Below are 23,727 nucleotides of genomic sequence, written 5' to 3' on the forward strand. Positions count from 1 at the left end.
GAAAGTGATGCGTAATCATTTAAAAAGGTATTGTATGATAAAATGGATATAATTTGAAATCAGAAGAGAGTAGGTCTGTTGTATGGTTAAAGTCATTCCATTCACATTCGAAGAAAGTAGTCTACATAGCATCGATGATACAGAAACATATGTGAACTATCCGGTGATTTACATTTTGAACGGAGAGAAAGAAGCATACATTGGTGAAACGGTTCATTTTAAAAAGCGAATGAAGCAACATCTAAAGCTTAAACAAACGGAACGGAAACAGCTGAGTCAAATTCATCTCGTCAATCATGACAAGTTCAACCGTTCAGCAACATTCCATCTCGAAACAAAGCTCATCAATTATTTTTTAGGAGATGAGAAGTATACACTTCAGAATAAAAGTAAAACTGCGAACGACTTCACGCACAATTACTATAATAAAAATTATTACGACAACGAATTGTTTCCCGAACTTTGGAATGAATTACATCGTAAGGGACTTGTTCAAAATGAACTTCACGCCATTGAAAATAAAGATATCTTCAAGCTGTCTCCGTTTAAAGAGTTATCTGTCGAACAGTTAGATTTAAAAGAGAAGGTACTCGACTTTTGTGAAACGCAAATGTCGAAAGCGGATCCGAATGCAACATACGGAGATTTATATGTGATTGAAGGGGAAGCAGGTGTAGGGAAGAGTGTTGTCTTGAGCTCAATCTTTAATACAATCCAAGCTCGAACAAAAGACACTAATTCAACACTTCATCAGACTAAAAATTATTTGGTTGTGAATCATGAAGAGATGTTGAAGACCTATAAAGGAATCGCGAAGCAAGTGAAACATCTTAAAGCAGGGGACTTCACAAAACCGACGCCGTTATTGAATAAACTGAAAGATCATAAAGCCGACATTATCTTTGTGGACGAAGCCCACTTGTTGCTGACGAAATCAGATCCCTATAACAATTTCCGGCAAAACAATCATCTCGAAGAGTTGCTGAAGAAAGCCAAAATTGTCATCGCTATTTTTGATCAACATCAAGTATTGAAACTGAAGAGTCACTGGAATTCACTCAAGTTGGATGATTATAAAAAGAAAGCAAGGACAGTAGAGACTTACAAACTAACCAGTCAATTCCGAATGCAAGCAGATGAAGATATGATGAACTGGGTCAACGCATTTAAAGAAAAACGAATCAATCCATTACCGAAATCGAAGCAATATGATTTACGAATATTTGAAACATTAGAAGAGATGCACCGTACCATCATCGAGCAAGATCGAAGATACGGATTGAGCCGTGTTGTTTCGACTTTTGACTTTTTACACAAAAAGGACGGAGACACCTATTATGTGTATGAGTCGAACGGAGATTATAAAATGCCATGGAATACAACCGGTGGAAAAACGACGTGGGCTGAAAAAGCAGAAACCATCGCCGAAGCCGGCTCTATCTATACGATTCAAGGATTTGATTTGAACTATGTTGGTGTCGTTTTAGGCCCATCCGTATCTTATGATGAGGAGCAGGAGTGTCTAATGATTGATCCGAATTTATATAAAGATACGGGAGCCTATGCTGGAATCGAAGGTATTGAGAATGTTGATTTGGCAAAAGAACAGATTGTCTTGAACTCGATTAACATATTGATGAAGCGTGGCGTCAAAGGCCTCTATCTATATGCATCTGATGAATCGCTACGACGAAAATTATTGAAGTTACAAAGAGAGAGGGTATAAATATGAACGAAGTACAACGATTAATGGATGAGGTCATTAAATTCCGAGATGAGCGCGACTGGGCGTTCCATCATAACCCGAAAGACTTGGCGTTATCGTTATCACTTGAGGCAAGTGAGCTCCTTGAGGTATTCCAATGGGTGTCGAGTGAAGAAGCGCTTGAGACAAAGAAGACGGAGATGGAAGAGGAATTGGCAGATGTGTTGATTTACGCGTTGACGTTCGCTCACGCTGCCGGAATCGATGTTTCGAAAGCAATTGAAGACAAGCTTGTGAAAAACGCAGTGAAATATCCGAGTCCGCAAAAATGACCGAGGAGTTCTATATGAACATTCCATCCGATCGATTTATGATTCCTTGTCATTTAATGGGGCCTCATTTTTCTCCTTGCGCTGCATCAGAGAAAACAGGTATTCAATTTTATAAGCAAACGGAAGTTGGAGAAATTGAGCATATCGGAAAACGTAAAGAAATCGCTAAGGTAGGTCATGCGTCGTTTGAACCACCACTTGAATTTCAGAAAATGGAAAATCCGTATATCGGACTTTTTTGGATGATTGACACTCTGGCAGAACATATTGATACCCTTCGCTCTTGTGGAGCCGATGATATCTGGATTGATTTGGGTGTGGTCTCTCACTTAGATGTGAAGTTAGAATTTGAACCAGATTTCTTGATGAAGCTTGCGAACTTAAAGATTCCATTTTTGATTAGTGGATATATAGAAACTGCTGATGAATAATAGCAATACGAAAAATATGAGTGACATCTGTATACTTTAAAGCCAGGTTATGAATAAAAAGAAGTACAATCCATCAGGACTGTACTTCTTTTTGTAACACATCTTTCATGACCTCAATTGTCGTCTGAATCGATGCAAATTCTTCATTTAGACTAGCGAGCGACACATCATGGATGACCTCTGCAGGGATCCATGTCCCGCTGATCGATTGTCGGTCGAACGTTGCCGTCGCATCGGAGACAACAATCGGATTGAATCCCAAGTTTCCTGCCATCCGTGCGGTCGTCTCGACACAATGGTTCGTGATTAATCCGGTGATGACAATCTGTGTCGCACCAAGTGATTCGAGTCGTTCCTGTAAGTCTGTTCCGATGAAGGCGCTATTCACCTGTTTCGTTAAGATGACATCTTGTTCACGAGGTTAAATGAAGTCTTGGAACAAATGACCATCTTTTTTGAAATAGAAGAGTGAGGTCGGAACGTTCGTGACATGTTGGACATAGATGATTGGTTGATCATGATGTTCCCACGCTTCAATCAACCGTGCGATATTCTCTTCGCATTTTGGATTGTTGCGGTTTCCCCAGCTTGGATCATGAAAGGCTTGTTGGACATCGATGATGAGTAATGGAACGACTGTCGTTTGCATGTTGATTCCCCCTTGAATTGGATACTTCAAGTGTATGCAACGGAGGAATATAGATACATAGAGGTTTTACGGAAGTTTCAGCGAATGACTTTAGAAAGAACGGATTATGTATCGTTTCACTTTAATTTTGAAAGGTGAATGCCAAATGGATGAAATAGATCGCCATATTCTTGAATTGATGCAACAACAAGCCCGGATCTCGATGACCGAATTAGGACGACAAATTGGATTGTCTACGCCTGCTGCGACAGAACGGGTGAAGCGACTCGAAGAACGTGGAGTCATCACAGGCTATCGGGCTGTCATCAATCCTGAAAAGATGGACAAACACGTGACCGCCTTTATTCTTTATGACACCCATCGTTGTGAGGCGTTCCGTGAATTTTGTCGTCAACAGCCGTCCGTGATCGAATGTCATCGCTTAGCCGGGCAGTACAGTTACCTCGTCAAAGTGGTAACGGAAAACGTGCGCACATTAGAGACGTTCATCGACGAATCGATGGAATACGGTCGTCCCTCATCTTTGATAAATCTATCTTCACCAGTATCATTCAGACCCGTTTTATGAAAGCGATGGAGTGACTTTTAACAGTGAGAGTGATTGCGAGCTAGTAAAAGAGAATAGATGAAATTTTTTCAGTACAAATTGATTTTTAATCAAATGAAAAGGAGGGGGACACGATGTCGCACGATGAGCGTTTACGAGAAATAACTAAGGCTCGCCTACTTATGAACCGTATTAATGTCATGTTATCGCTCATTCTTTTGTTAGGGGGATGGATGATGTGGTGGTTTGAAGAGTTCTCTCTCATTCAAGTTCTCTTGGGAATCCTTTTACTCATTCCACCTCTTTTGATGGTTCATATGTGGAGACGTACCCGAATGTTGCTTCGTTTCAATGAAGCGATGGAATATCAACGTATAGTTTGGTCGGAGTTCATTCTAGCGCTGGTTGTCGTCTGCATATTGATCGGAATTGCAACTACGATCATCCTAACCGAATCATTTAGCTTATCGACTGTTCCACTCCTGGTCATGTTCGTCACGGCCCTGATGTCTAGACACGTTGATTAGCGGATGAAGCAAATCGACCCTGAACATGTGACGTACGCAAATCTCGCTCGATATCAGACGAAACGCAGCTAACCTGAGTCAGCTACGTTTTGTGTTCGAATCTAATTGTTGTTCGATGTGGTCGAGACGTTCGATTAATACTTGTATCTGCTTCGAACGTTCACGTTCCATAAAGAGTTGCTCGTCTGCTCGTTTCTCAGAACGTGCCACGACATTACGAATCCACAAAATACCGATGATTAGTACAACGATTGGCAAAATCGTGAAGATGAGTCCGAATAATGAGACCATGATGACGTTCATATAGACATACCTCCCTTTCTACGTCTTCATTATACTTCCAAATATAACCTGTTTGAAAGGGGGAACCGTGGTATTTCAAATCCGACATGCATAAACTAAAAAAAGGAGTTCGATACATCATCACGTTTACTACATTTCAACGAGTCGGTACGTATCTATGAAACGACCGACCCGACTTGGTACGGACGATGCGGGTTATGTCATCAACCAGACGTCCATCCGTCATGTGCAGCCTGAGTTTGAAAGTGTCCTTTTCAAAGCAATCGAATTGGTGAAAGAAGCATTCGATGAACAGCTACACAGCATATATCTTTATGGAAGCATCGGTCGCGGGACAGCTGTTGCTGGGCAATCGGATCTAGATTTGACGGTGCTCGTGCATGAGGATGTCGATGCGACAGAATTGGTGGAGCAGACGGAGCGATTGCTAACGCAACATCCGGAAGTCATTAAAATCGATTATGACATCGGGCGTCTCGATGTAGCGCTGGATCCGGCGAATCGTTTTGAATGGGGCTTTTGGCTAAGACATCTTTGTACATGTGTGGACGGGGAAGATGTCTCGATTCAATTCCCGCGCATGAAGCCGGATGTTCGTGTGAGTGAGGCGTTGAACCAGGACTTGATTTCTTCAATTAAAGCAGCCAAGTCGAAATTGCTTCGTGGACAGATGTCTCATCTGGAGAAACGCTCCATCGTGAAGCGCGTCATCCGAGGTTGGTATTTAACGATCAACGTGAAGGACGAGAGTTTTGCATCGACTGTAGAAGCATGCTTGGCGATTCTAAAACTCTATTTTTCGGAAGATCCGCGAGTAGAGCAAGGAGAAGCACTGTTAAGACAAGATGACATCACAAATCAACAGCTTCTAGACTATTTGAATGAAATCGATTGGATTTAATGATGCCGTTCCTCAATTGGATGTAACCATTTGGCCGTCTTCGTTTCACATCTGTATCAAAGAAAAAATGAGGTACATATAGAGCGCTTGATACGTACATAATGATTACAAATTCGATTGCGATTGGCCATTGAATGATGTCGAATAAAAATAGAGACCATAGAGAGTATGAAACAAGGCATATCGCCAACGTCATCCGACCTTCTGTTCGAATAAATCGGTACAGGATGCGCATTAATACGATATAAGGGAAGAAAAGATAATAGAACATATTTTTCAATTGATGTCGTCCTTTCTAGAACAGATCCAATCATCTAACTCAGTATAATCGAGGAGAGACGGACGACAAAGGAGAATTTACAATGAAATCAATCGCCATCATCGGAGCTGGTGTCAGCGGGCTCTATGCTGCGAGCGAGCTTCACCAAAAAGGATATAACGTTACGGTCTTTGAAGCACGTGACCGAGTCGGAGGACGTATCTTCACGAAGGATGGCTATGACCTCGGACCGACATGGTATTGGCCGGATACGGAGAAGACCATCTCTAAACTTGTGGATACACTGGGACTCGAGTCATTCCTTCAACATACGACAGGGGAGATGGTGCTCGAACGCCAGACGACGACTGCCCCGGAACGACATGTGTTGCCGGAGGAAAGCATCGTCCGATCGAAACGTGTAGTCGGCGGGATGACGAGTTTAGTGGAAGTATTATACGCAAAGTTACCCGAGGACATCGTACATCTCGGACATCGTCTCGTATCCATCGACCGACAGACAGACCGAGTTCAATTGACGTTCCGAAATGGGGCGGTGTATCACGCGGACGACGTGATCCTCGCACTTCCTCCACGCATTGTCGCCAAGTTGACAATCGAACCTGAATTATCAGGATCGACAAGGAATGCGCTCAAAACGACTCCGACGTGGATGGCGTCCCAAGCGAAAGCGCTCATCGTATACAAGACACCGTTCTGGCGAGAAGAGGGTCTGTCTGGCTTTGGGATGAGCTGGGTCGGTCCACTCCAAGAGATTCATGACGCCTCACCGATGAACGGACAAGGCGCGCTATTCGGATTCTTCCGTCTGTCACCGGGAGAACGAGAAGTGTTGGGAGAAGGACAAGTGAAGACGCGCGTTATCGAACAACTAGAGAAGTTATATGGTCCGAAAGCGAATGATTTTCTGGCTTTTCATTACATGGACTGGTCGACAGAATCTGAGACGGCGACATCTGACGACCTCATGCCGCTCACAGCATTCCCGGCTTACGGTCCAATCGAACTCGGTGACCGTCTCCATCTGATTGGTTCAGAGACGGATGAGCAGTTCGGGGGACATATCGAAGGGGCATTACGGTCTGTCAAGGTGATGCTCCAGAAGTTTTGAAGTGAATCGAAAGTAAAGGAAGGAGGGTTGATCCTTCCTTTTTAATTTGTAAAATAACGGAACTTTTCTCATGCTCATCCCGTATAGTGGAATAAGAGGTGAATCAAGATGAATAAGCAAGAACGATTACATATGATTAAACAATCAAATCGAAAGCGACTTTTGCAACGACTTTTTCTAGCAATTCCAGCTGCTCTCGCGGTCTACTTTTTAATACGAACGGACGGGAATATTTGGGTTGGGTTCGCCATTATCGGCGGAGTGTTACTTGCGACTCGTTACTTCCTTTCGCATGAAGCAGATGCGATTAGTCGATTGTCGGAGCAAGATCAGGTGAAACGTGTCGTGACATTGCAGTATCATCTGGACTTCCTCTTTATCGCATTGCTAGGACTCGTCAATCCGCTAGCCATTCGAATCATGGAATGGTCTTGGCTTCCAGCGGTTCTTATCGGTGGGGCATTGCTTTATATCTTATGGTCTCAAGAGAAGCTCGATCAACAAATCCGCTGGCTCGATCCGGAGCAACCGACACGTCGCGAGATTCGACGATTCTGAAAGGGTGAATGAGATGAACAAACAAGAACGGATCAATACGATTTATCGTTATCAGCAGCGTTGGCTTTTGTTGCGCTCGATTCTTGCAATACTAATAGGAGGACTTGTCGTTCTCACGCTTCAGTCTAACGGAGAACCGATGTACACCATCCCGTTAGCGTTCACACTTACGATTATGCTTTACGTCATCGGACGAGAACGTCGCTTCGTCAGAAAGTTGACCAGTGTGGAACAAGCCAAGCGCATCATCGATTGGCAATATGTATCGGAAATGGGACTCCTAGTCTTGTTGGCGATTCTCTTCCCATTAATCGTCCTAATCAATTGGCCGGCATGGTCGCTTTTCGTTGTCTTTTTAGGCGGGGTCATCTTATTGCAAGTCGCACAGAGAATGCTCGACCGACAGATGCCGCAGTACGACATGGAACAGCCGATGCGTCGTGAAATCAGACTCGACTTCGTAAAAGATTGAGGTGATACCGTGGACAAAGCCCAACGATTTCAACAGATCGCACAGTTCGAGAAACGATATACTCGTCTCAACATCATCGAGAGCGTAATCATGCTAGGCGTATCCATCTATTTTCTTTCGACATGGAGTCCGTATAGCATTCTTTTACCCGGTGTCGCACTTCTTTATACGACATGGCTTGAATGGAACAAGATGAAACTGAAGCAATCCTTCAACGAATCGACACGCTATCATCGTCTATTGCGTATCGATTTTTCTGTCATGTTGATGAGTTTGATCTGGTTCATGATTTTGATTGGGTTGCATTTCAACGGAATCGATATCTTACCGTGGATGAGTTGGACGCTACTGATCGGCGGACCGTGTCTCATATTGATTCCACGTTGGATTGATCGAAAACAGTCCGCGCTTGATGAGCACCACGTCACATCAGGCGAGTGGACCCGGGCAAACCGGGAACGTTTAAAACATACATTAGATGATATTTCAAGGAAAGGTCGTAAAGATTCATGACAAAGAAAGAACGGATTCAAGTAATCGGAGGATATCGGCAGTCACGACAAACCCTCCACCTTTGGCTCACGGGAGCCCTTATTTTTTGTAACAGCTTTGTGCTCGGTTTTGATACATGGTGGATATGGGGAATCGCTTCGGTCCTCACGGCTGTCCTACTCATAGGACTGACAATCAAAGAAGGACGTGTCTTACAGATTTTCACGGTGGGTCGAGGCATCCTACTGACAAAACGCTTATATCGCCTCTATTCCTATTGGATTGGAGCGGTCACAGCAGCGGTTCTCTTCAGTCGTCTGCAAATTGCACCCGTCGCATGGATCATCTTCGGTCTAAGCATCGTCATGTTAGCATGGACGCACTATCAGACCGTGCAACAATTGCGACAAGCCGACCCGGAGCAACCGACACGAGATGAGGTGACAAAGCATTACCGTTCGTATGAAAGGAGTACATATGCTGACGAAAGAAAAGCGACTTGAACAATTACTGAAGCAGGATGACAGTCATTGGCGTTGGGGGTGGGGCATCGCCATCGCGACGATTGTGATGACGCTCGTGATTGCCGCGCAGTCCAAACTCTACGCTCCACTCCTCGTCTTCATCAGTTTCTTTCCGTATCTCTGTTTTGAATGGCGGAAGACAAAACTGCTCCTGACCTTTAACGAGGATGCGCGGTACCAACGTCTGGTGTATACAGACTTTGGCATCCAGTGGCTCTGCTTCGTGTTGACTATCTGCTTATTGGCTGCCTATTATGCTGACTCGTTGTCTCCCATCATTGCCATTGCCGGGCTGTTCGGAATCGGTGTGATGTCGATTCTGGCACCGTATGTCATCAATCGACACTTACACTCGCTCGATGCGCATCATGTACGAGGGAAAGAATTGCGTGAAGCGCGCGATCAACGCTTCCGTGAGTCCGAAACGAACACCTGAGAAGGGTTCGTTTTTTGTTTGAGGACATCGGTCCTTTTCTTCTTTTGTATAGAGGCGTAAGCTGACAATGTACACAGAACCAGTAGAATCGAGGAAGACATTCATGTTAGCTATTTTGATTGGATTGACGATTGGGATTTTATTGCCGATGCAGACGAGTGTCAACTCACGTTTGCGTCAGGTGGTCGGCTCCCCGTTCGTTGCATCTTTTTTATCGTTTACTGTCGGGACGATCTTTTTGTCCTTATTGCTCTTATTGACCGGACAGTCATTCGGATTTGACGGCTCGGTGATTCAGGAAGGTCCGGGTTGGATGTGGATTGGCGGACTGTTAGGGGTCTTGTTCTTAACGGGAAATATTTTGCTGTTCCCAAGACTCGGGAGTGTCCAGACGGTCATCATGCCGATTTTTGGACAGATTTTGATGGGGTTGTTGATTGACCATTTCGGTTGGTTCAATTCTGTCGAACACCCAATTACGGTGCTTCGTTTGTTCGGAGTCGTGCTCGTCTTGTTCGGAGTCATCGGAACGGTCGCTTTATCCGACTGGCTCAACCGCCGAAGAGGCAAACTGGTCGTCTCCATGGAAACGGACACGGGGAATCTGAACCTTTGGCGACTGTTTGGGATTTTCACAGGGATGATGAGTGCCACGCAAACGGCCATTAACGGCTATTTGGGAACAGTGCTCGAATCGGCTCTGAAAGGGGCATTGGTCTCTTTCGTTGTCGGAACGTTGGCGCTCTTACTCATTTTACTCGTCTCACGCCAACCCGTTCCGCTCGGTCAACTGAAAGGTCAACCGTGGTGGATTTGGCTCGGTGGAATCATTGGGGCGCTCTTCATCGGAGGAAACGTCCTCATCGTACCGATTGTCGGGACAGGAATCGCTGTCATCATCGTCATCGTCGGACTGTTATGCGGTAGCTTACTGATTGACCGTTTCGGTTGGTTCGGAGCGAAGAAGAATCCGGTCACTGGTGTGCAACTCGTGAGTCTGGTTGTCATGGTCATTGGGATTGTATTGATTCGTTTATCTTAAGGGGGGAGAACGATGCGAGGAGTATTATTTGCAATCAGCGGAGGCTTCTTTCTAACGTTACAAAGTGTTGCGAATGCTCGAATCAGTTCACAGATTGGGACGTGGCAAGCGGCGACGTTGACACAATTCACTGGATTCGTCGTCGCACTTCTCGTCATGCTGGTGCTTCGGGACCGCACGTATGTCGAGATGCGGCACGTGAAGCCGCTCTATTTATCTGGCGGAGCATTTGCGGCGATTATCTTATTTAGTAATATGACGGCCGTCCATAAACTCGGGGTCACGATGACAATCTCGTTGTTTCTCATTGCGCAACTGGCGCTCGCGCTCGTCATCGATTGGCGAGGATGGTTCGGAATGTTGCGACGGAAGTTGAACGGGGCTCAGTTGATTGGTGTGTTCATGATGATTGCGGGGGTCATCTTATTAAAATGGTAGGGGGAAACGTGCATGGTTGACGCGTATGTGAAGCAATTTGAATTGACTGTCTTACCAGAAGAAGCGCAGAACGAATTGCAGCTCGTTCGATACGAGCCAGGAGACGTCATCTGTACGCAAGGTGATGAAGCAGGGCATCTCCGCTTCTTAGTGAAGGGGAAGATTCGTGTCTCCCATGCTTCTGCTACCGGCAAGCGCCTCGTCCTCTCCTTCAAATATCCGCTCGATTTGATCGGGGACATCGAATATATTCAACGGACCCCGTTTTTGAATACGGTCGAGGCGGTCACGTCAGTCGAGATGCTTGTCATTCGCTTCGAGGATTTGGTTCGACATGCCCACCACGATGTTGCGTGGTTACACTATTTATTAGAAGAGATCACAAGAAAATTTGAACGAAAATCTCAATCACTCAGCTTCAACTTGTTTTACCCTGTCGAAGTGCGCTTGGCGAGTTATCTGTTATCGATGACGCCGAATGACCAAACACTCGGCTCGACTGTCGACCAATTGACGGATATCGCTGATTTGATTGGGACGAGTTATCGTCATGTGAATCGGACGCTCCGGCGTTTCGTTGAGGCAGGATTGATTGAACGAAATCGGCGGGTAATCACGCTCGTCGATCGGGAAGGTTTGTTGGAGATTGTCGGGGAGAGCATTTATGAATAGGAGGGAGGCATATGGCGATTGGGATGATGCTTGCTGTCATCGGCGGAATGCTCGTCTGTGTGCAAAACACGTTTAACGCCAACGTCAAGAAGCATGTCGGGGCATGGGCGACGACGACGCTCGTTCTCAGTCTTGGATTTTTAGCATCGCTACTCATCGGTCTGTTTCAGGAAGGTGGTGGCTTGTTCCGAGTAGAGGAGATGGAGACATGGTACTGGTTCAGCGGAATCCTCGGCGTCGGGGTCGTCATGAGTGTGACGCAAGGGGTCGAGCGCCTCGGACCGAGTTATGCCATATCGATCGTCATGGTGTCTCAAATCTTGTTCGCGCTCCTTTGGGATACGTTAGGTTGGTTCGGATTGACGGCCGTCCCGTTCACATGGAAGACAGTCGTCGGGATTGTGTTAATCGTTGGTGGGGTGCTCGTATTTCAATTGAGTGGAAAGGGTAAACCAACTCGCGCGTCGATGAATCGAGCGAGTTAAATGTTAAAAAGAAGTTCCACGTTTTGAACAAGTTTGTCCATGCTGCTGTCGATTCAGTTGAGTATGACAGATCGGGTCCATCACCGTTGACTTCTATTCCGTTGATTGACCAGATGTAACCAAAACTTTTGACTCATTAGGAAAAAAAGGATAAAAAGAACAATTTGACCGAATCTTTTTTTGAAAAGATATGTATAATTTAGAAGAACAGGATAGAAGGGGGTAATGATATGCAACAAGTGATGGACATGGGATGGACAATTCTAAACTTAGGGTTGTTGACGATGATTGGAATCTTTTTATTCCGACTCCTTCGCCGGCATTCAAATTAATCAGCATCTGACAATCGTCAGATGCTTTTTCCTTTTTAATGGGAAAACCTCGAAAGTTTGCTTATAGATTGTTAAGATATAGATATCGATAAATTGGATGATTTTTACTTTTGGAGGTGTGTAAGGTGTTACGTGAAGAACGAATGGAATACTTGTACGACAAAGCATGGACTAAAAAAGGTCCGCTACTAGTGATCATCATCGGTGTAGTGACGGCGCTTTGGCTATTGTTCAATGATTCCAGAATGAGCCTATCCCTGTTCATCTTTTGTGCGGCGATGCTCATGCCGCTTCTGGTAGCGACATGGCATAAAATCAAGTTGTTTTTACAGTTCAATGACTCATCCACGTACCAACGCTTTATTTATCTAAAAGGCATGATTCAGTTTATTCTCTTGATTGGTGTCATATCGATGATGGCGCTTTATGCACTGAAGTACATATCGCTTGATACGTTAAGCCTTGGCTGTGCGATGCTGATTGCGAGTTGTCTCATTCTCGAGTCATGGATTGACTGGAAAATTCTAAAGATTGATGACGAGCATGTGGTCGAGAGTTTGTTGGGATTGATGAACCGGGAGAAGCGTAGAGGATGAAACTAATCGAGCATAGTTTCCGTATAGAAAAATAAAGAACACACACAAGGGGGATTCGATGGTAGACCATGAAGTCAGACTAGAACAGATGTTGAAAGATGATGAAAAACGAAAGAAGCAATTGACCCTTCCGTTGATTGGGGCCATCGTCTTGACCTTCTTCTATATATGGACGACGAACGTCTTCTTGTTGTATGCTATGATTTTTTTCGGACAATTTCCTGCCTTATATAAATCATGGCACCGCAAGAAGTTATTACTGTCATTTAACGAAGACAAACGGTATCAACAACTCGTGCGATCTGAATTTTTATTGGGTCTTACCTCGCCATTACTTGTTCTCATACTGATTACCAGTGCGGAGCTTGAGTGGATTTCATTGTTCACTTTCGTTATCATTGCATTTATTGGAATCATAGTTCTGTTGATTCTCAGTTTTCCAATCGACCGCAAGCTAAAAGAAATCGATTCGTTACACGTGACGGGTGTTGAACTCGGTCATGTCCAGCTGCAACGGAAAAAACGAAAAAGTGAAGCGTGATGAATAAACAAGAACGCCTCCCCAAAATGGTGAAACAGGATCTCGATTCGCGAGGGGTCAGCGCGATATTTGGCATCATCGGTCTGTTTCTCCTTCTCGTTGTTTCGGTCATAAGAGGTATCACGGTGACGACGGTTGCCTTCTCTTTCCTCGTGACCCAACTGCCGATGCTCTATCAAGCATGGCGACGGATGGAGTTGTTACGTACATTTAACGAAGACGAGGAATACCAACGTCTCGTTCGTCGAGAATTTCAAATCATCGTCGCCATGTTTGGATCACTTGGTGTATTTACTTTCCTCACGTGGTTCGTATTGGATTCGATGCAGGAACTACTCGGTGTCGCATTGATTGGCATCATTCCGCTCCTCATCTTGTACGTGTCGATGGACCGGAAACTACGTGAAGCGGACCCGGAGCACGTGACGAATCGGGAATTACGACGCGCACATCGTGAACAATAAAACTCAGCCCTGACACACGTCAGGGCTGAGTTTTATTATGAGAACATGGAAATGAGAAAGCCGCAGACGACCATGCCGATTGTATAGAATGTGAACCGGTATCGTTCCCAAAACGATTCATTCATCGTGTCACCGCTACATCGTCAAGCGGCGTGTCAACCATCCGAACGAACGCTTCGTCCGGGTCGGTCGTTCCAGACTCGTCGAGCCAGTCTTGGAAGTCCCCTTCATACAAAACGCGTCCACCATGCAGGAAGATGACATGGGCATCAAGTTGAACCAAGTCATGTAACTGATGTGTGGAGATGAGACATGTCTTGCCCTCATCGACGAGTCGTTGCAGGCGGCGCATGATTTGAATGCGGGACGCCGGGTCGACCCCGCTCGTCGGCTCATCAAATAAATAGAGAGAACGTTTGATTGAAGATAAGAGCGTCACGAAGAGCCATTTCTTCTCCCCGACCGACATCTTCCCGAGCTTCATCGTCCATAGATGTTCGAACAGTTCTTGTTCGCGAGAAGTTGAAAGGTTATTCATATACGATTCGAGTTTCTTGAAGTCGGGACGTTGCGACAGACGTCCGATGAAATAGGCGAAGTCTTTCCCCGTCAACTCATGATGGTTGTACATGAGTTGTGTCAAATAGAGCATGTCCGTCGTCGGAACGAGTTCGAGTGATGTCTTGTCGACCGGAAGTGCCCCGGTCATACAATCAAACAGGGTCGTCTTCCCAGCACCATTTTGTCCAATCAAAACGTTCAGTTTATTCGATTGCAGTGTGAACGAGACATCATCGAGAACAGGACGTGCCGCTTTCGGATAGCGATAAGTGAGTTGGTTTACGTGCATAAGAACCTCCTAGCGTGTGATGAGTGAGACGAGACTGAAGCGTTTCAACGCAATCGCGCCGATGATGAAATACCCAAGTACAGAGAGGCCTGTCGCCCATACTCCGAACGAGAGCTCGACTTGAGTCGTCAGATGCAGCAACCCGAGCGCGAATTCGTGAAGCGCGTAGAACGGGTTGAGGAAGCTGAACCATTGATCAGGTGACTTGATCGCCAGTAAAAAGAGTGGGAACATCAGTATGTTCGCGAACGTCCCGAGACTCGATACTTTCACTGGAAGTGTCGTGATGGCGACACTGGCAACCGCGAACGGGATACTGCCAATCAATACGAGTAGAGACGTTGCAATCAACTTGAACGAAAAGAACCCGTGTACGAGCGTGACGACCGTTGTGAATAAAGTTAAGCTGATGGAGGCGAATAAGAGTTGCGCCAAGATGACGGCGATGACATATGTCAGTTTGTTGCCTGAGATCATCACGTACGTTTTCATCAGTCCGTATTCACGCATACGAGCGAGTTCGATGCCGACACCGTTCACATATGTAGCAAGAATAATATACACCCAGAAATAAGAGAGCCCTGGGTAGTATTCCGCTGTCGTTGCTTGGCGAATATCTGAAGATGACTGCGTCAAGGCGATTATGAGTGGGATTAAGAATGTCCAGATGAATGGAATCTTATCCGTGACGACAACTTTGGCATACATAAAGAAATAACTTGTGATTTGATGCATCCTGTTCCTCCGCTTGTCTATTTGATTGTTTGTATCGTTGCACAATATACGGAAGGTTATTGGAAAAAGTTTCAAAAAAATAATCCCTCATTGAACATGAGGGATAAAAGAATCACTTCACTTTGTCACGTTTCGCAATCTTGTCGCTCACTTGCTGACCGCTCAACGTCACCATCGGCATGCCACCGCCCGGATTGACGGTTCCCCCGACAAAGTAGAGGTTATGATAGAGTTCGCTCTGCTTCTTATGCTTGAAGCCACCGTTCCGATTCTTGTCGGCGACCGTTCCATAAATGGCACCTCGGTCCGATCCGTACGTCCGCTCGATATCATGAGGCGTCCATACGTCACGCGTCACCGTATGTTCACGCAAACCATCGAGACCCATTTGTTCCAATTTGTCGAGTACACGTTCTTCAAAAGCGGCGTACTCTTCTTCCGTGAACGGCACATTCTGAATATACGGAATGTGTGGCAAGATTTTGATGTTCTCATGTCCTGGTGGCGCTTGGGTCGGGTCGGTCTTGTTGACGTTGACGAGGTAAATCGTCGGATCGTCCGGAAGTTCATGTTTCTCAAAAATTTTATCCATCTGTTCATGCAAATTTTCGGAGAAGAAGAAGTTATGGTGCGCGAGTTGAGGATAGGCTTTCTTCACCCCGAGATGGAGGACGAATCCGGAGCTCGCCGGTTCATATTTATCGACGAGTTTGTCGACGTACTGTTTGTCGGCGTCGACCATCTTCTGATAGAACGGGATGACTTCCATGTTCGAGACGAAATAATCAGCGGAACGGAGACGTCCGTCTTCGAGCTCGATGGCGGTCACTTTCTCATTCACCGTATGTGCACGAACCACGCCTTCTCCGGTATGTAGCTTCACACCGATCTCTTCGGCGAGCTTCGTCAAGCCTTCCGCGAGCTTATGGGTGCCGCCTTCGACATACCAACAGCCTTGGGCATATTGCATGTAAATCATCATATTGAGGACGGCCGGTGCGTTATACGGAGACGACCCGACATATTTGACGTAATACGACAGCATATCACGAAGATGTGGATTGCTGATGCGCTTCTTGATGGCGCTATACATCGTCGACGTCAAATCGAATCCGAATAGGGTCGGGAAGATGCCCGTTTTCATGACGGCTTCTAATGGGGATTCAAACCCTTCGGCCAAGTATCCCTTCTCGGTCGTCTTATAGATGCGCGCTGCGTAATTCAGCAGTTCACGATATTCCTGCATGTCTTTTCGAGAGAGGGAAGGGTTTGCCCGCTGCATCTGTTCGAGGTCATGGTAAAGGTCGAGGACGGTATCGTCCGGGAAGAACGAGCGCCATTCGAGCTCAAGCCGCTTGATGGATACATAGTCTTCCATCCGTTTCCCACTTCCACGGAACAGTTTGTCGAAGATGTGAGGCATCGTTAAAATCGAGGGCCCGAGGTCGAAGCCGAATCCGTCTTGTTCGAGACGATTCACTTTCCCGCCGATGTGATCGTTCTTTTCGTAGAGTGAGACGTCGTAACCTTTTTGAGCGAGTGAGATGGCCGCTGACAAGCCGCCGAGCCCTCCGCCGATGACGATGACCGACTTTTCCACTGATGGCATATATTCGCCGCCTTTCCGAAGTGTTATTTTCAAAAAACAGAATGAGTGCTACCTCTTCTATTCCCGTTTCCAAATGAAACGAACATGCTTTTACGGATTTGCCACATCCACAAAGATGTCATCCCTGAACCGACAAAAGTTATGTATAGTAAGGGAACAGAGACTGAACGAAAGTAGGAATCTAAGATGATCGTAAAAACAATCACACTTCACTTTGCGAACGGGGATGAAATCACGATCCCGTTTGATGAGATTGAATCGTGTCGAATGCATGATATTCAAGACGGGATGCGTGTTGCGGCGGATGGACAATTGATCAAAGAAAAAGTGATGCATGGACTCGACCTCGTATTGAAGGATTCGGCGAATCAATTGGAATGGACTGGCGAGGGTGGACCGTTTGACCGCATCCTAGGTATGTCGGATTTACAACATCTCGCCTTCGAGTTTGAAGGGATGCGAGAAAAGTCATACCGCATCGCCTGGCATGATTTAGAGGCGGTGCAAAATGCTTACCAGACGACAACTGAAGAAAATGGGAACTTACACGTGCACGTTCGAGTTTCGTAAAAATAGCCTCTCGCAATATATGCGGGAGGCTTTATTCGTTTGACTTCACACCGCCGGCAACAAGTGGTCCTTCATAAGTGATCGTATAGATAATCCGGGCGATGTCTTCCGCTGTCTCTTCCGAAGACGGATTGTTCAACCACTCGTAGATGACGCCCATGTGCGCTGAAGACAGATAGGCGACGAGATATGGAGGTGGGACCATCATCTTATCCGGATTAAACAAGGTTACAGGCGAGCGCTGAAACAAGGCAGCTTGCATAAACTTTCGAAGTTTTGCCTGGAACGTCGGGTCTCCGTTCGGGCCGAGGAGTGGCTTCATGATGATTTGGTTGTCTTCGATGAAACGGATGAACGGAATGAGGTAATGATACGAGTTGTTGGTCCGTTCTTCTCCGAAGATGTGTGGCAACTGATGAATCAACTTCTGTTCAGCCTCTTCAAAGATCTCGTCGACGCATTTCTCCATCAACTCGAACTTATCCACATAGTGACTATAAAAGGTACCCCGATTGATGCCGGCCCGTTCAGTCAATTGCTTGACGGTGACGGCCTCAAATCCCTGCTCCTCAATAAGGCTGAAGAAGGCATCTTTGATCAACTTCTTCGTCCGGATGACGCGTAAATCGGTTTGTTCCATATTATTTCTCCTTTTCCTCAACACATTCATTGCATCTGTCGGAAAACCGACACGATGACCGATATTGACGATTGTTGCCACAGTGAACGGGGTCTATACTGAACATATAAACCAACACGGTGTCGATTATCTTGAGTATACACGAGGAGGCGCCGAAAAGGAGTGACAGAAATGAACATTCAACTGCAACGCGTCGACAAGTCATTCGGTGACCAACTCGCCATCGACAACATCGACTTCACCATCCCATCCGGAGAGATTTGCTGTTTGCTCGGACCCTCTGGATCGGGGAAGACAACCCTCATCCGACTCATGATCGGCGCCCTCGCACCGGACAAAGGAAGTGTCCACATCGGCGAAACGAAGATGCCAAACATGGACATGCTCCAACAAATCGGATTTATGCCGCAGAACGATGGCTTGTACGAAGACTTGTCGGCTGAGGCGAACCTCGCCTTCTTCGGGTCGATTTATAAGTTAGAGAAAAAGGCGCTCCAAGAACGCATCACCGAAGTGCTCAACCTTGTCGATTTAACGAACGACCGGAATAAGCTCGTCCGCAATTTTTCAGGCGGGATGAAGAAACGCCTGTCCTTGGCTATCGCCATTTTGCATAAGCCAGACGTGTTGTTTCTAGATGAACCGACGGTCGGAATCGATCCGATTTTACGCCGACAGATTTGGGATCAGTTCCAAACGATTCGGGCGGAAGGGACGACCATCATCGTCTCGACGCACGTCATGGATGAAGTGCTCGAATGTGATCGAGCCGCGCTCGTCTATAATGGACGGTTGATCGCCTATGACCATGTGCAAGATTTGCTCGACCAGACCGAGAACGGTCGCGTCGAAGAACTGTTCTTGATTGCTGGGAAAGAGGAGGTGGGTGACCATGCGTAACTTAGCGAAGCGTGTCATCTTTCAGACGTTGAATGATAAACGAAGCGTCGCCTTGATTTTGATTGCGCCACTTCTTATATTGACACTCGTCTACTTCCTACTCGGTGACTCGGATTACGTGCCGACTGTCGTTCTGGACGACAACGCACCAGAACAGCTCGTCGATGCGTTCGAAGACGAGACGCTCGAAGTGGAACAGGCCACGTTCGATGATCCAAAAGTATATATCGAAGACAATGAACATGTCGATGCCGTGTTTGAAATGAATCAAGAAGGAACGACCATCACGTTACGCGAACCTTCGACGAAGTCGTCGAAGGCGGTTGGTGAGATTCAAGATGCGTTGGCGACGCTCAACCCTGCAGCTGAAATCGATACGTCATTCGTCTATGGGGAAGAGGACCAATCGACATTCGATTCGTTCGGCTTCGTCTTCCTATCCCTTTTCTCGTTCTTCTTCGTGTTCATCCTATCTGCGATGGCACTCGTCAAAGAACGGAGTGGCGGTACGCTCGAACGACTGTTGATGACTCCGATCAAACGAGGACAAGTCATTTTAGGATATACACTCGGGTACGGAACGTTTGCGGTGATTCAGTCAATTTTCATCGTGCTCTATTCGATTTATGTGCTCGGTCTGTCTTCGCTCGGGAATATGGCGTGGGTCATGTTGACGATGCTACTTATGGCGGGTACGGCGGTGCTCTTCGGGGCGACCATCTCGGTGTTTGCCCGATCGGAACTACAAGTCGTACAGATGATTCCGTTCACCATCATCCCGCAAGTATTCTTCTCGGGACTCATCCCGCTCGACTTGATTCCATATGGTCTCGGGAACTTGAGTTACATCATGCCAATCTTCTACGGAGCGACAGCGATCAAGGAAGTCATGATTTACGGAAGTGGCTTCTCAGGCATCTGGGTATATTTACTCGGTTTGATTCTCTATGCAGGGGTCTTGTACCTCTTGAATATGCGGGCGCTTGGGAAGTATCGGGGGCATTGAGTTATATAAACGTTAGCGAAGGCTGTGGTACTTATAGAGTGCCATGGCTTTGTGTTCATCCACAAAAAAAGCACTCGGACGATTGTCCGAAATGCTCATTAGCGTTTGAGTAACAACATCACGCCGGTCACGAATAATGCGATTCCGCTCGCGAGTCTAACTTGTTTGCACGTCACGTTCTTTCACCCCTACATTTCCTCATCGTTTTGCTTTAGCGACACGTTTTGGTGTTTTCGACATTTCTTGATAAATCGAAAGAATCTCGGTCCCGTAATTTCCTTTCGGCTGCATGGCCCATTTTTGGTGAAGAGATGGCCACGTTTTCGCAGAGCCTCGCTTGACGAGATGGAAGCGTGGGTCGACTTGTTTCGTGTTCAGTGCATCGTTTGAAGCGTATGCTTTTAGATGCTGAATTTGAGCAGTCACCCCTTGTTGTGGGGAACGGAAAAAGTGACCTTTTACACCATTTCCAGTCGTCCCGATTCCAGAGTAGTTATGCTGCTTCGGAAGGACATCGCCACCGTAACGGAAATAACCGGTCTCTTTCAATGCTTGTGCGAATGCGACATCCCCACGAACACCTTCCTTAGCGCCGATGATGACGAAGAGTTTCGCCAAATCTTCGACAGACGTTTTTGCGAGCCGGACATCACGAGGATTCTTCTTTTTTACGTAATCCGCCATTTGTTGCGGAGTCAAAGCCGATACTCCCATAATAGCACGATTCTGCTTCTTCGGGGCCGCCTCAACGATTGATGCGGTCGAGAGAAGAGAAGATGTGATCAGCAGAAATGCGATCATCAAGCTAAACACTTTTTTCATCATATGTACCCTCCTAAACGAATCCTATCCATTGAGAAATAATACCATATTAGGATTAAATTTTAATTTCAGATTTATTTATGAAGGGAATGAGAAATTAAAAAAACCGCTCTGAATTCAACATTCAAAGCGGCTTCTCAACATTTAATTTGCTTGTTTCAATTCTTCAACAGTTTCTACATTGTCATCGAACTTCCGTACATCCACGCGTTTCACGAAAAATGCTAAAACGAGTGCCAAGAGGTTCATCCCGAGTGCGACATAGAACGAATATTGAATCCCAGACAAGAGGGCTTGCTGAGTGATGGCGCCCATTGAGCTCTCTGTGAGTGTCGCAGGATCAATTCCGGTCATCAATGATTCAGCTTCCGTGCGTGTCACCGAGTTCATGACAGTGACGAGGACTGCCGTACCAATCGCACCAGATACTTGTTGGGCCGTGTTGTTGATGGCCGTTCCGTGCGGATTGAGGCGAGTCGGTAACTGGTTGAGTCCATTTGTCATGATCGGCATCATGACCATTGACATCCCAAACATACGCAACGTGTACGTCAAGACGATGTACGTATACGTCGAGTCAAGTTGGACGTTTGCGAGCATGTACGTCGATACCGCGGTGATTGTCAATCCGGTAAGTGCCAATAATTTTGGCCCGAATCGGTCAAACAGTTTACCCGTGATCGGCGACATGATTCCCATGATGATCGCACCAGGAAGAAGCATGAGCCCTGAATCGAGTGGGGAGATACCACGTACGCTTTGGACGTAAGCCGGTGTCAAAATCATACCGGAGAACATCGCGACCGCGTTGACCATCGCAATGACTGACGCGAGTGCGAACATCGGATGTTTGTAAGCACGCAAGTCGAGCAATGGTTTTTCCATATGGAGCTGACGATAAATGAATGCGATCAACGAGATGGCACCAACGATCATCGTCGCCAAGACGATTGGGTTATCCCAGCCGTCCGAGCTTGCTGAACTGACACCGTATAAAATCCCGCCAAATCCGAGTGTCGATAAGACGAGTGACAAGTAATCGAGTGACTGGTCTTTGTTTTGGACCATGACGTTCTCTGCTTTCCAAACAGCGAGCGCGAGACCGATGATGGCGAGCGGTAAAATCATTTCGAATAAGACGCGCCAGTCATAGTACTCGACGATATAACCGGAAAGTGTCGGTCCAATCGCAGGTGCCGAGATCATGACAAGTCCGAAAATCCCCATCGCCATCCCCCGTTTTTCACGCGGGAAGCTGACGAGCATGACGTTCATCAAGAGTGGTCCCATTGTCGAGGCTCCGACGGCTTGAATCATCCGACCGCTCAACAACCAGCCAAAGTTTGGCGAGAAGGCCGCGATAGCCGTACCGATGGCGAAGATGCTCATCGACGTAATGAACAAGCTTCGGTTTGAAAAACGAGTGATCAAATAGGCGGATGCCGGGACAAGAACACCTGTCACGAGCATAAAGCCGGTCGCAAGCCACTGTACGGTCGAGTAATCCGCGATTTCGAGGTCGACCATGATCGATGGGAGCGCGACGTTGAGTAATGAGTTGTTCAGGAATGCGATAAACGCACCCGCAAAGAGGACCGCCAACATGACGTAAGGCGGTTTCTTTTGGAATTCTGGTTTCATATGGATGGCTCCTTTATTTTCTAAATAGTTATGTGTTGGTAAGTGTCGATGAGATGATTTTATACCCGTTGTATAAATAAAGCAACCATTTTGTACTATTAGTCTAAAATGGTTTTCGGTGCTATAGTAAAGGTACAAACCAGACAGAACGGAGCCATGTAAGAATGAAAGAGAAAAAAAGAAAAGTCGCCGATATTGCCATGTCTCTCTTCATCGAAAATGGAGTGCAACACACATCGGTGCAAGAGATTATCGACCGTGCCAACATCTCCAAAGGGACGTTTTATAACTACTTCTCATCTAAGACGGATTGTGTCGCTAGTATCCTCGAGAACTTACGATATGATGCAGGGCAACGCCGAATCGAAATGCAGATGGGGCGGGATAAGCGAGATCGTGACGTCTTCATCGAACAGATTTCGATATTGATTCAATTGAACGAAGAGCGGAACTTGCACGCGTTATTTGAATCGATCATGTCGTCAAATGAGAATGAATTGAAGAAACTTGTTCTTCAACATCGTATTTATGAGATTGAATGGATTGCGATGCGTTTGACGGAAATTATCGGAGAGGCTGTCAGACCGTATTCGATGGAATTGACGGTGCTCTTCAACGGAATGTTGCAACATATCTTGTTTACGAACCGCATCACGAATGCTGCCTACTCTCCTCAAAAAGTCGTCCGAAGCTTATACACGTATGTCGAATTGATTGCCGCTCGGATGATGGAGACAGGAGAGCACGTCTTGAACCCGGTCACGGTCGATCAAATGCGTGGGACGACAGATAAACATCTCATAACAATCGAAGAATTGATCGAGATGGCTGCTCGCATCGAAGAGCATGTCGACATGACGGAAGAACAGCGAGATTTGTTCGATGCGATTTCGTTCGAACTTAAACAAGAGCGTCTTCGGAAAATCGTGTTAGAGCAATTGTTAAAGCCATTCCAACGGCTATTTAAAGGCGTGACAGGCGAGACGGAAGTGCAAAAGTTCACGAATCTCGTGTGGTTGTACACGCGGACACATTAAGGACAAAAATTTCTCGATACAGTAATATAGAAGAAACAAGGAATGGAAAAAAGAATCAAAAAGTTTCCTCGAAAAAGAA

General features: G+C 46.3%; 29 protein-coding genes and 2 pseudogenes. 23 read left to right on the forward strand and 8 right to left on the reverse strand.

Annotation, left to right across the window (positions count from 1 at the left end; genetic code table 11):
* Positions 1–82 precede the first annotated feature (82 nt).
* Genes KNO73_RS13540 through KNO73_RS13550 form a run of 3 tightly spaced genes read left to right on the forward strand, consistent with a single transcriptional unit; the run spans position 83 to position 2,468 of the window.
* On the forward strand, positions 83–1,726 hold the full coding sequence (locus KNO73_RS13540; RefSeq protein WP_078146191.1) for a DUF2075 domain-containing protein: 1,644 nt from the start codon (positions 83–85) through the stop codon (positions 1,724–1,726).
* Positions 1,727–1,728: 2 nt separating this feature from the next.
* Positions 1,729–2,037, forward strand: coding sequence for a nucleotide pyrophosphohydrolase (locus tag KNO73_RS13545; RefSeq protein ID WP_074034788.1), 309 nt, complete (start codon positions 1,729–1,731; stop codon positions 2,035–2,037).
* Between the two features lie 14 nt (positions 2,038–2,051).
* Positions 2,052–2,468 (forward strand): hypothetical protein, encoded by a 417-nt coding sequence (locus tag KNO73_RS13550; protein ID WP_074034787.1) that lies wholly within the window; start codon positions 2,052–2,054, stop codon positions 2,466–2,468.
* 73 nt (positions 2,469–2,541) lie between these two features.
* Here KNO73_RS13550 and KNO73_RS15185 read toward each other — a convergent pair.
* A pseudogene (locus KNO73_RS15185) lies at positions 2,542–3,117 on the reverse strand (cysteine hydrolase family protein).
* Between the two features lie 145 nt (positions 3,118–3,262).
* Here KNO73_RS15185 and KNO73_RS13560 point away from each other — a divergent pair.
* Both KNO73_RS13560 and KNO73_RS13565 read left to right on the forward strand, forming a co-directional pair.
* Entirely contained in the window at positions 3,263–3,685 is a 423-nt protein-coding gene (locus tag KNO73_RS13560) for an Lrp/AsnC family transcriptional regulator (RefSeq protein WP_074034785.1), read from the forward strand.
* A gap of 215 nt (positions 3,686–3,900) precedes the next feature.
* Entirely contained in the window at positions 3,901–4,191 is a 291-nt protein-coding gene (locus tag KNO73_RS13565) for a hypothetical protein (RefSeq protein ID WP_215112632.1), read from the forward strand.
* A gap of 78 nt (positions 4,192–4,269) precedes the next feature.
* Here KNO73_RS13565 and KNO73_RS13570 read toward each other — a convergent pair whose 3' ends face one another.
* On the reverse strand, positions 4,270–4,494 hold the full coding sequence (locus KNO73_RS13570) for a hypothetical protein (RefSeq protein ID WP_074034783.1): 225 nt from the start codon (positions 4,492–4,494) through the stop codon (positions 4,270–4,272).
* Between the two features lie 157 nt (positions 4,495–4,651).
* Here KNO73_RS13570 and KNO73_RS13575 point away from each other — a divergent pair, with 157 nt between their 5' ends.
* From KNO73_RS13575 to KNO73_RS13640, 14 genes and pseudogenes are all read left to right on the forward strand, one after another.
* Complete coding sequence (locus tag KNO73_RS13575; RefSeq protein ID WP_215112633.1) at positions 4,652–5,395, forward strand: nucleotidyltransferase domain-containing protein; 744 nt, start codon at positions 4,652–4,654, stop codon at positions 5,393–5,395.
* A 341-nt stretch (positions 5,396–5,736) separates the two neighbouring features.
* Positions 5,737–6,786 (forward strand): annotated as a pseudogene (locus KNO73_RS13580) (flavin monoamine oxidase family protein); the annotation flags it as partial.
* A 108-nt stretch (positions 6,787–6,894) separates the two neighbouring features.
* Positions 6,895–7,344: a hypothetical protein gene (locus KNO73_RS13585; protein ID WP_215112635.1), complete on the forward strand. Its 450-nt coding sequence runs from the start codon at positions 6,895–6,897 to the stop codon at positions 7,342–7,344.
* Between the two features lie 13 nt (positions 7,345–7,357).
* Entirely contained in the window at positions 7,358–7,816 is a 459-nt protein-coding gene (locus KNO73_RS13590; protein WP_215112636.1) for a hypothetical protein, read from the forward strand.
* Between the two features lie 9 nt (positions 7,817–7,825).
* On the forward strand, positions 7,826–8,329 hold the full coding sequence (locus KNO73_RS13595) for a hypothetical protein (RefSeq protein WP_215112637.1): 504 nt from the start codon (positions 7,826–7,828) through the stop codon (positions 8,327–8,329).
* Positions 8,326–8,811 (forward strand): hypothetical protein, encoded by a 486-nt coding sequence (locus KNO73_RS13600; protein ID WP_215112638.1) that lies wholly within the window; start codon positions 8,326–8,328, stop codon positions 8,809–8,811. Before KNO73_RS13595 ends, KNO73_RS13600 begins: the two co-directional genes overlap by 4 nt.
* Positions 8,786–9,268 (forward strand): hypothetical protein, encoded by a 483-nt coding sequence (locus KNO73_RS13605; protein ID WP_214685694.1) that lies wholly within the window; start codon positions 8,786–8,788, stop codon positions 9,266–9,268. The genes KNO73_RS13600 and KNO73_RS13605 overlap by 26 nt, the downstream gene beginning before the upstream one ends.
* 103 nt (positions 9,269–9,371) lie before the next feature.
* On the forward strand, positions 9,372–10,310 hold the full coding sequence (locus tag KNO73_RS13610; RefSeq protein ID WP_214814482.1) for a DMT family transporter: 939 nt from the start codon (positions 9,372–9,374) through the stop codon (positions 10,308–10,310).
* A gap of 12 nt (positions 10,311–10,322) precedes the next feature.
* On the forward strand, positions 10,323–10,748 hold the full coding sequence (locus KNO73_RS13615; protein ID WP_214685697.1) for a DMT family transporter: 426 nt from the start codon (positions 10,323–10,325) through the stop codon (positions 10,746–10,748).
* Positions 10,749–10,760: 12 nt separating this feature from the next.
* Positions 10,761–11,420: a Crp/Fnr family transcriptional regulator gene (locus tag KNO73_RS13620; RefSeq protein ID WP_215112639.1), complete on the forward strand. Its 660-nt coding sequence runs from the start codon at positions 10,761–10,763 to the stop codon at positions 11,418–11,420.
* 11 nt (positions 11,421–11,431) lie between these two features.
* Positions 11,432–11,905: a DMT family transporter gene (locus tag KNO73_RS13625; protein ID WP_214758647.1), complete on the forward strand. Its 474-nt coding sequence runs from the start codon at positions 11,432–11,434 to the stop codon at positions 11,903–11,905.
* A gap of 457 nt (positions 11,906–12,362) precedes the next feature.
* Positions 12,363–12,833: a hypothetical protein gene (locus tag KNO73_RS13630; protein ID WP_214758649.1), complete on the forward strand. Its 471-nt coding sequence runs from the start codon at positions 12,363–12,365 to the stop codon at positions 12,831–12,833.
* A gap of 58 nt (positions 12,834–12,891) precedes the next feature.
* Positions 12,892–13,374 (forward strand): hypothetical protein, encoded by a 483-nt coding sequence (locus KNO73_RS13635; protein WP_214685702.1) that lies wholly within the window; start codon positions 12,892–12,894, stop codon positions 13,372–13,374.
* A complete protein-coding gene (locus KNO73_RS13640) occupies positions 13,374–13,838 on the forward strand; it encodes a hypothetical protein (RefSeq protein ID WP_078146209.1) in 465 nt (154 codons plus the stop codon). The genes KNO73_RS13635 and KNO73_RS13640 overlap by 1 nt, the downstream gene beginning before the upstream one ends.
* A gap of 121 nt (positions 13,839–13,959) precedes the next feature.
* On the opposite strand, the gene KNO73_RS13645 is transcribed toward KNO73_RS13640, so the two are convergent.
* The 3 genes from KNO73_RS13645 to KNO73_RS13655 form a co-directional block, all read right to left on the reverse strand.
* Positions 13,960–14,688, reverse strand: a complete 729-nt coding sequence (locus KNO73_RS13645) for an AAA family ATPase (RefSeq protein ID WP_214758651.1) — start codon at positions 14,686–14,688, stop codon at positions 13,960–13,962.
* Positions 14,689–14,697: 9 nt separating this feature from the next.
* A complete protein-coding gene (locus tag KNO73_RS13650; protein WP_214685708.1) occupies positions 14,698–15,423 on the reverse strand; it encodes a hypothetical protein in 726 nt (241 codons plus the stop codon).
* A gap of 112 nt (positions 15,424–15,535) precedes the next feature.
* Positions 15,536–17,032, reverse strand: a complete 1,497-nt coding sequence (locus KNO73_RS13655; RefSeq protein ID WP_215112640.1) for a phytoene desaturase family protein — start codon at positions 17,030–17,032, stop codon at positions 15,536–15,538.
* 186 nt (positions 17,033–17,218) lie between these two features.
* Here KNO73_RS13655 and KNO73_RS13660 point away from each other — a divergent pair, with 186 nt between their 5' ends.
* Positions 17,219–17,602, forward strand: coding sequence for a hypothetical protein (locus tag KNO73_RS13660; protein WP_078146213.1), 384 nt, complete (start codon positions 17,219–17,221; stop codon positions 17,600–17,602).
* 31 nt (positions 17,603–17,633) lie between these two features.
* On the opposite strand, the gene KNO73_RS13665 is transcribed toward KNO73_RS13660, so the two are convergent.
* A complete protein-coding gene (locus tag KNO73_RS13665; protein ID WP_214685710.1) occupies positions 17,634–18,242 on the reverse strand; it encodes a TetR/AcrR family transcriptional regulator in 609 nt (202 codons plus the stop codon).
* Positions 18,243–18,413: 171 nt separating this feature from the next.
* On the opposite strand from KNO73_RS13665, the gene KNO73_RS13670 reads away from it, so the two are divergent.
* Both KNO73_RS13670 and KNO73_RS13675 read left to right on the forward strand, forming a co-directional pair.
* Positions 18,414–19,142 carry an ABC transporter ATP-binding protein gene (locus KNO73_RS13670; RefSeq protein ID WP_214685713.1) on the forward strand — a complete coding sequence of 243 codons (729 nt, stop codon included), beginning with the start codon at positions 18,414–18,416 and terminating at the stop codon, positions 19,140–19,142.
* A complete protein-coding gene (locus KNO73_RS13675; RefSeq protein WP_214685715.1) occupies positions 19,135–20,148 on the forward strand; it encodes an ABC transporter permease in 1,014 nt (337 codons plus the stop codon). The genes KNO73_RS13670 and KNO73_RS13675 overlap by 8 nt, the downstream gene beginning before the upstream one ends.
* A gap of 198 nt (positions 20,149–20,346) precedes the next feature.
* On the opposite strand, the gene KNO73_RS13680 is transcribed toward KNO73_RS13675, so the two are convergent.
* Both KNO73_RS13680 and KNO73_RS13685 read right to left on the reverse strand, forming a co-directional pair.
* Positions 20,347–20,970, reverse strand: coding sequence for a glucosaminidase domain-containing protein (locus tag KNO73_RS13680; RefSeq protein ID WP_235439581.1), 624 nt, complete (start codon positions 20,968–20,970; stop codon positions 20,347–20,349).
* A 144-nt stretch (positions 20,971–21,114) separates the two neighbouring features.
* Positions 21,115–22,611 carry an MDR family MFS transporter gene (locus KNO73_RS13685; protein WP_215112641.1) on the reverse strand — a complete coding sequence of 499 codons (1,497 nt, stop codon included), beginning with the start codon at positions 22,609–22,611 and terminating at the stop codon, positions 21,115–21,117.
* A 164-nt stretch (positions 22,612–22,775) separates the two neighbouring features.
* On the opposite strand from KNO73_RS13685, the gene KNO73_RS13690 reads away from it, so the two are divergent.
* Positions 22,776–23,648, forward strand: a complete 873-nt coding sequence (locus KNO73_RS13690; RefSeq protein ID WP_215112642.1) for a TetR/AcrR family transcriptional regulator — start codon at positions 22,776–22,778, stop codon at positions 23,646–23,648.
* The last annotated feature ends 79 nt before the right edge of the window (positions 23,649–23,727 follow it).

The organism is Exiguobacterium sp. s83 (genome assembly GCF_018617095.1).
Taxonomy (GTDB): Bacteria; Bacillota; Bacilli; order Exiguobacteriales; family Exiguobacteriaceae; genus Exiguobacterium; species Exiguobacterium profundum.

Excerpts from the sequence above, each read along its gene's own strand:
- KNO73_RS13540 (WP_078146191.1), top strand. The coding sequence starts at position 83 with ATGGTTAAAGTCATTCCATTCACATTCGAAGAAAGTAGTCTACATAGC.
- KNO73_RS13545 (WP_074034788.1), top strand. The coding sequence starts at position 1,729 with ATGAACGAAGTACAACGATTAATGGATGAGGTCATTAAATTCCGAGAT.
- KNO73_RS13550 (WP_074034787.1), top strand. The coding sequence starts at position 2,052 with ATGAACATTCCATCCGATCGATTTATGATTCCTTGTCATTTAATGGGG.
- KNO73_RS13560 (WP_074034785.1), top strand. The coding sequence starts at position 3,263 with ATGGATGAAATAGATCGCCATATTCTTGAATTGATGCAACAACAAGCC.
- KNO73_RS13565 (WP_215112632.1), top strand. The coding sequence starts at position 3,901 with ATGTGGTGGTTTGAAGAGTTCTCTCTCATTCAAGTTCTCTTGGGAATC.
- KNO73_RS13570 (WP_074034783.1), bottom strand. The coding sequence starts at position 4,494 with ATGAACGTCATCATGGTCTCATTATTCGGACTCATCTTCACGATTTTG.
- KNO73_RS13575 (WP_215112633.1), top strand. The coding sequence starts at position 4,652 with ATGAAACGACCGACCCGACTTGGTACGGACGATGCGGGTTATGTCATC.
- KNO73_RS13585 (WP_215112635.1), top strand. The coding sequence starts at position 6,895 with ATGAATAAGCAAGAACGATTACATATGATTAAACAATCAAATCGAAAG.
- KNO73_RS13590 (WP_215112636.1), top strand. The coding sequence starts at position 7,358 with ATGAACAAACAAGAACGGATCAATACGATTTATCGTTATCAGCAGCGT.
- KNO73_RS13600 (WP_215112638.1), top strand. The coding sequence starts at position 8,326 with ATGACAAAGAAAGAACGGATTCAAGTAATCGGAGGATATCGGCAGTCA.
- KNO73_RS13605 (WP_214685694.1), top strand. The coding sequence starts at position 8,786 with ATGCTGACGAAAGAAAAGCGACTTGAACAATTACTGAAGCAGGATGAC.
- KNO73_RS13610 (WP_214814482.1), top strand. The coding sequence starts at position 9,372 with ATGTTAGCTATTTTGATTGGATTGACGATTGGGATTTTATTGCCGATG.
- KNO73_RS13615 (WP_214685697.1), top strand. The coding sequence starts at position 10,323 with ATGCGAGGAGTATTATTTGCAATCAGCGGAGGCTTCTTTCTAACGTTA.
- KNO73_RS13620 (WP_215112639.1), top strand. The coding sequence starts at position 10,761 with ATGGTTGACGCGTATGTGAAGCAATTTGAATTGACTGTCTTACCAGAA.
- KNO73_RS13625 (WP_214758647.1), top strand. The coding sequence starts at position 11,432 with ATGGCGATTGGGATGATGCTTGCTGTCATCGGCGGAATGCTCGTCTGT.
- KNO73_RS13635 (WP_214685702.1), top strand. The coding sequence starts at position 12,892 with ATGGTAGACCATGAAGTCAGACTAGAACAGATGTTGAAAGATGATGAA.
- KNO73_RS13640 (WP_078146209.1), top strand. The coding sequence starts at position 13,374 with ATGAATAAACAAGAACGCCTCCCCAAAATGGTGAAACAGGATCTCGAT.
- KNO73_RS13645 (WP_214758651.1), bottom strand. The coding sequence starts at position 14,688 with ATGCACGTAAACCAACTCACTTATCGCTATCCGAAAGCGGCACGTCCT.
- KNO73_RS13650 (WP_214685708.1), bottom strand. The coding sequence starts at position 15,423 with ATGCATCAAATCACAAGTTATTTCTTTATGTATGCCAAAGTTGTCGTC.
- KNO73_RS13655 (WP_215112640.1), bottom strand. The coding sequence starts at position 17,032 with ATGCCATCAGTGGAAAAGTCGGTCATCGTCATCGGCGGAGGGCTCGGC.
- KNO73_RS13660 (WP_078146213.1), top strand. The coding sequence starts at position 17,219 with ATGATCGTAAAAACAATCACACTTCACTTTGCGAACGGGGATGAAATC.
- KNO73_RS13665 (WP_214685710.1), bottom strand. The coding sequence starts at position 18,242 with ATGGAACAAACCGATTTACGCGTCATCCGGACGAAGAAGTTGATCAAA.
- KNO73_RS13670 (WP_214685713.1), top strand. The coding sequence starts at position 18,414 with ATGAACATTCAACTGCAACGCGTCGACAAGTCATTCGGTGACCAACTC.
- KNO73_RS13675 (WP_214685715.1), top strand. The coding sequence starts at position 19,135 with ATGCGTAACTTAGCGAAGCGTGTCATCTTTCAGACGTTGAATGATAAA.
- KNO73_RS13680 (WP_235439581.1), bottom strand. The coding sequence starts at position 20,970 with ATGAAAAAAGTGTTTAGCTTGATGATCGCATTTCTGCTGATCACATCT.
- KNO73_RS13685 (WP_215112641.1), bottom strand. The coding sequence starts at position 22,611 with ATGAAACCAGAATTCCAAAAGAAACCGCCTTACGTCATGTTGGCGGTC.
- KNO73_RS13690 (WP_215112642.1), top strand. The coding sequence starts at position 22,776 with ATGAAAGAGAAAAAAAGAAAAGTCGCCGATATTGCCATGTCTCTCTTC.